Raw genomic sequence first — 4,951 nt, 5'->3', positions numbered from 1 at the left:
TGCCAGCGTCCCGACGCCCTGCAACCGGGCGGTCTCCGATACTCTTGCCCTGTTTGCCGCGGGCAAACCAAGAATGTGACAGCCCGCAGGACATAACAGCGGGCCGAGGCTCCGCAACGGATGAAGCGCCAAGGGCGTATCTCGTCGATCTGACCCCGTGCCTCGAGTGATCACCTGGCGGGTTTGCGGCCTAGCCGCCCGGTCGCAAGACTTCTCGCCTGTTCAAGGTGGGTAGTTTCCGAGGCTAGTCCCCCGTGGCCGATCGGCAGACGGGTCAGCGCTGATCGAAGCGGGGCGCGCTGACCTGCCTTCTCGCCGAGGCACTCAGCCGAAACAGAGAAGCAGTTATGCAAGCTCAAGCAGCAGCCAGCGCAGGTTTCGGAGTTCTCCAAGACCCCCTGCGCAACAAGGGCACGGCTTTCACTCACGATGAGCGTGCCGCGCTCGGTCTCGAGGGCCTTCTGCCCACCGGCGTGGAGACCCTCGACACGCAGATGGAGCGGGTGCTCGGCCACCTCGACGCCAAGCCGACAGATCTGGAGCGCTACGTCTACCTAATCGGTCTCTCCGACCGGAACGAGACATTGTTCTACAAGACTTTGATGTCCGATCCGGCGCGCTTCGTGCCGATCGTCTATGACCCGACCGTGGCCGATGCCTGCCTAGCTTTCGGGCACATCTACCGCAGGGCGCGAGGCATGTATGTCTCACTAGAGCACAAGGGGCGCATTGCCGAAGTGCTTCGGAATTGGCCGATCAAGGACGTGCGGTTTCTGTGCGTCTCGACGGGGGGACGCATCCTCGGACTGGGCGATATTGGGGCCAACGGCATGGGGATCCCGATCGGCAAGCTCCAGCTCTACACGGCCTGCGCAGCCGTCCCGCCCGAAGGTCTTTTACCGGTGCTCATCGACATCGGCACCACCAACGCCGCGCTGCGGGCCGACCCGCTCTATCTTGGTCTGCGCCGCGAGCCGCCGCCCGCCGAGGAACTCGACGCCTTCGTCGACGAGTTCGTGCATGCCGTCCAGGAGGTCTTCCCCGATTGCTGCCTTCACTTCGAGGATTGGAAGGGCACCGACGCCATCCGCCTCCTGGCCAAGTACCGGGACAAGATCCTTTGCTACAACGACGACATCCAGGGCACGGCCAGCGTCACCATCGCCGGGCTCACAACCGCGCTGCAGATCAAGAGCGAGAAGCTGAAGGACCAGCACATCCTGTTCCTGGGCGCTGGATCGGCCGCCATCGGCATCTCGAACATGATCGTCTCCGCCATGCAGCTCGACGGGCTGTCGGAGGTCGACGCGCGCAAGCGCATCTCGCTCTTTGATGTCGATGGACTGGTCGAGCCTTCCCGCAAGGACCTCTCGCCGTCGCAGAAGGCCTACGCACACGAGGCGAAGCCTTCCAACGACTTGGTGTCCACGATCAAATCGCTGAAGCCGACGGTCCTCATAGGCGTCTCGACCACGGGTGGCGCGTTCACCCGCGAGGTCGTCGAGGCGATGAGCGCACTCAACGAGCGGCCCATCATCTTCCCGCTCTCGAATCCGACCGGCAAGTGCGAGGTCTCGGCCCAGGACGCTTATGCTTGGTCGAAGGGTAAGGTGCTCTTCGCGGCGGGCGTGCAATTCCCCGATGTCGAGCTCGACGGCAAAACCTACCATCCAGGCCAGGCGAACAACTTCTACATCTTCCCGGCCATCGGCCTTGCCGTCTACGCCACGCGGCCGAAGTGCATCAACGATGCGATGTTCATCGCGGCCGCGCAGGCCAGCGCCGACCAGGTCGGCCCGGATATGCGCGCCAAGGGCATGCTGTTCCCGAGCCAAGCCAACATCCTCGAGACGGAGATCACCACTGCCGCGCGGGTCGCCGAGCACATCTTCGACAAGGGCGAGGCCACGGTGGAGCGACCCGCCGACATGCGGGCCTGGATCGAGAGCCTGACTTACAAGCCGCAATACTAGGCCTGAGTGCGGCAAGAGCTCTTTGGCCTCTCGCGATTTGAACGTGGGCAGAAAGGGCGTCGCGTAATGGTGGAAGTCATTGCGAGTGCATTGCTGCCCATCCTGTTCGTCGTCGGGCTTGGGTACGTGGCAGCACGTTGGAACATCATCCCGGGCAACGCGGCGGGCGCCTTCGCGGCGTTCGTCGTCAAGCTCGCCTTGCCACTCTCTCTGTTTCTCGCGGCGGCGAAGGCCAATCCGTCTGACCTGTCGAATACCTCCTACGTCCTCGCCTTCGTCGTCGGTTTCATGGCGACCTTCGCAATTGGTATCGTGCTCGGCTACTTCATGTTCAAGCACGACCTTCGCGCCTCAACGATCCAGGGCCTAATCTGCGGCTTCCCGAGCATGGCCTATTGCGGGCCGCCAGTGCTCCTCGCCGTGGTCGGACCGAGCGGGATACTCGCTGTTTTGGTCGGGAATCTCGTCACCTCGCTTGTGATGATGCCGATCGCCCTCGTTCTCCTACACGACGACGGCAACACCGGCCCCGGTCCGAAACAGAGCCGCACCAAGATCATTGGCGTCAGTCTGCTCGGCGCAGTGAGGCAGCCCTTGGTGTGGCTTCCAGTCCTCGGAGCCGCCTGTTCACTGCTGCACGTACCGGTGCCGGCGATCCTGCTCAGCATGACCAACGAAGTCGGTTCCGCGGCGGGCGGGGTCGCGCTGTTCACACTCGGGCTGATGCTGGCGGGCCTCACTTTCAAGATGGACCGCGAGGTTCTTCTGAACGTGTTCGTCAAGAACATCCTCCAGCCGGCTCTCCTGCTGGGCGCGGCGCTGGCCTTTGGCTTGCGGGGGGCGTTGGCGCAAGAGGTGTTTCTCATGGGCGTGCTTCCGGCGGCGACCCTGGTGCCTGCGCTCGCCCACACCAACACGGCCTACGAGAGCGAGGCATCGCTGTCCGCGATGGCCAGCACTCTCTTCTCGATCATCAGCATCGCGGCCGGCATCGCCATCGCAAAGGCCGTGTTGTGACGCCCCGCCCGCGCTTCTCACAACCCAACTTCAGCCAAGGATTCCCACTATGTCCGACGGTCAAATGCAGAATGAAAAACCCCCGGCTTTGCAGAACCTGCCGGTCGGTATCGACGCCCGAGGCAAGCGCTGCGAGTTCGACAGCATGGGCGACGTGCAGGTCGCGGCGGACCGGTACTGGGGCGCACAGACCGAGCGCAGCCTGCACCACTTCTCCATCGGCCACGACAAGATGCCGAAGGAGGTCTACCACGCCTACGGCACCGTCAAGAAAGCCTGCGCCCTCGTCAACGCCGCCGAAGGTCGGCTGGCGGGGTGGAAGGCGGACGCCATCGTGCGCGCGGCCGACGAGACCATCGCCGGCAAGCTCGACGAACATTACCCGCTTTACGTCTGGCAGACCGGATCCGGCACCCAGTCGAATATGAACGTCAACGAGGTGATCTCGAACCGCTCCATCCAGCTCCTGGGCGGCGCACTCGGCAGCCAGAAGCCGGTGGCGCCCAACGACGACGTCAATATGGGGCAGTCGAGCAACGACACCTTCCCGACCGCCATGCATATCGCGACCATTACCGAGATCGACGGTTGCCTCCTGCCGCGGGTTGAGACGCTTGCGAAAGCGATCGAAGACAAGGCCGCGGACTGGATGGATGTGGTCAAGATCGGCCGCACCCACCTCGAGGATGCGGTTCCGCTGAGCGTCGGGCAGGAATGGTCCGGCTACGCGGCGCAGCTGCGCGCCTGCATCGCCGAAATCGAGCACAGCCGCGGCGGCCTGCTCGAGCTGGCGGTGGGCGGCACCGCCGTCGGCACCGGGCTCAACGCGCCGGCCGGCTTCAGCGTCAAGGTCGCCGCGAAGGTCGCCGAGCTCACCGGAAAGCCCTTCGTCACCGCGCCCAACAAGTTCATGGCGCAAGGGTCGCTCGACGCCATGGTGCGCGCCAGCGCGGCGCTCCGCGGCCTCGCTGTCGCCCTGATGAAGATCGCCAACGACATGCGGTGGCTGGCGTCCGGCCCGCGCTGCGGCTTGGGAGAACTGCTGCTGCCGGAGAACGAGCCGGGCTCCTCGATCATGCCCGGCAAGGTGAACCCGACGCAGTGCGAGGCAATCGTGATGATCGCCATCCAGGTGATCGGCGACGACACGGCCGTCGCTTTCGCGGGCAGCCAGGGCAATTTCGAGCTGAACGCGATGCGGCCGATCATCATCAACAATTTTCTACACTCGGCGCGTATCCTGGGTGACGGCTGCGAGAAGTTCCGGACCTTCTCGGTCGAGGGCACGAAGCTGAACGAGAAGCGTATCGGCCAATACGCGGCCGACAGCGTCATGCTCGTCACCGCTCTCAGCCCGGTGATCGGTTACGAGAAATCCGCTCACATCGCCCAAAAGGCGATGAAGGACGACAGCACGCTGAAGATCGCCGCGTTGGCCTCGGGCGACGTCGACGAGGCAACGTACGACCGGGTCATGGATCCGAAAGGAATGGTCGGCCACGGCCTCGCCGGCGCCTGAACAGCACTCAACGAAGGGTCGATCGCCATGAGCACCAACGTCGCCGAACTCGTTGTCGAAGCCCTGTACCAGGCGGGCGTGCGCCGCATCTACGGCATCGCCGGAGATAGCCTGAACGCCATCACGGAGGTGCTGCGCAGGCGCGGCGATATCGAGTGGGTCCATACCCGCAACGAGGAGACCGCCGCCTTCGCGGCGGGGGGCGAGGCGCACCTGACCGGCAGCCTCGCGGTCTGCGCCGGCAGTTGCGGCCCAGGCAACCTGCACCTGATCAACGGCCTGTTCGATTGCCATCGCTCCCGCGTGCCGGTGCTGGCGATCGCCGCCCAGATCCCGAGCGCCGAAATCGGCCGCAACTACTTCCAAGAGACCCATCCGCAGAACCTGTTCCAGGAATGCAGCCATTACTGCGAGATGGTCACCAACCCTGCGCAGTTGCCGG

Annotated in this window: 4 protein-coding genes; all 4 read left to right on the top strand. The window is 64.3% G+C overall.

Annotation, left to right across the window (positions count from 1 at the left end):
• The first annotated feature begins 347 nt into the window (after positions 1 to 347).
• The gene (locus ACFE7U_RS17250) at positions 348 to 1,973 is read left to right on the top strand and encodes an NAD-dependent malic enzyme (RefSeq protein ID WP_375410940.1); all 1,626 of its coding nucleotides are present in this window, start codon (positions 348 to 350) and stop codon (positions 1,971 to 1,973) included.
• Between the two features lie 66 nt (positions 1,974 to 2,039).
• Positions 2,040 to 2,990, top strand: coding sequence for an AEC family transporter (locus tag ACFE7U_RS17245; RefSeq protein WP_375410939.1), 951 nt, complete (start codon positions 2,040 to 2,042; stop codon positions 2,988 to 2,990).
• A gap of 49 nt (positions 2,991 to 3,039) precedes the next feature.
• Entirely contained in the window at positions 3,040 to 4,509 is a 1,470-nt protein-coding gene (gene fumC / locus ACFE7U_RS17240) for a class II fumarate hydratase (RefSeq protein ID WP_375410938.1), read from the top strand.
• Between the two features lie 27 nt (positions 4,510 to 4,536).
• Positions 4,537 to 4,951: thiamine pyrophosphate-binding protein (locus tag ACFE7U_RS17235; protein ID WP_375410937.1), on the top strand; the 415-nt coding region annotated here is incomplete at its 3' end.

The organism is uncultured Methylobacterium sp. (assembly GCF_964251405.1).
In the GTDB taxonomy this organism is placed as follows: Bacteria; Pseudomonadota; Alphaproteobacteria; order Rhizobiales; family Beijerinckiaceae; genus Methylobacterium.
Note: the sequence above shows the minus strand (reverse complement) of the source record. Positions and strands in the feature narration are given on the sequence as shown.

Bases quoted from the DNA above. Each gene is read 5' to 3' on its own strand.
- ACFE7U_RS17245 (WP_375410939.1), top strand. From the start codon at position 2,040: ATGGTGGAAGTCATTGCGAGTGCATTGCTGCCCATCCTGTTCGTCGTC.
- ACFE7U_RS17250 (WP_375410940.1), top strand. From the start codon at position 348: ATGCAAGCTCAAGCAGCAGCCAGCGCAGGTTTCGGAGTTCTCCAAGAC.
- fumC (WP_375410938.1), top strand. From the start codon at position 3,040: ATGTCCGACGGTCAAATGCAGAATGAAAAACCCCCGGCTTTGCAGAAC.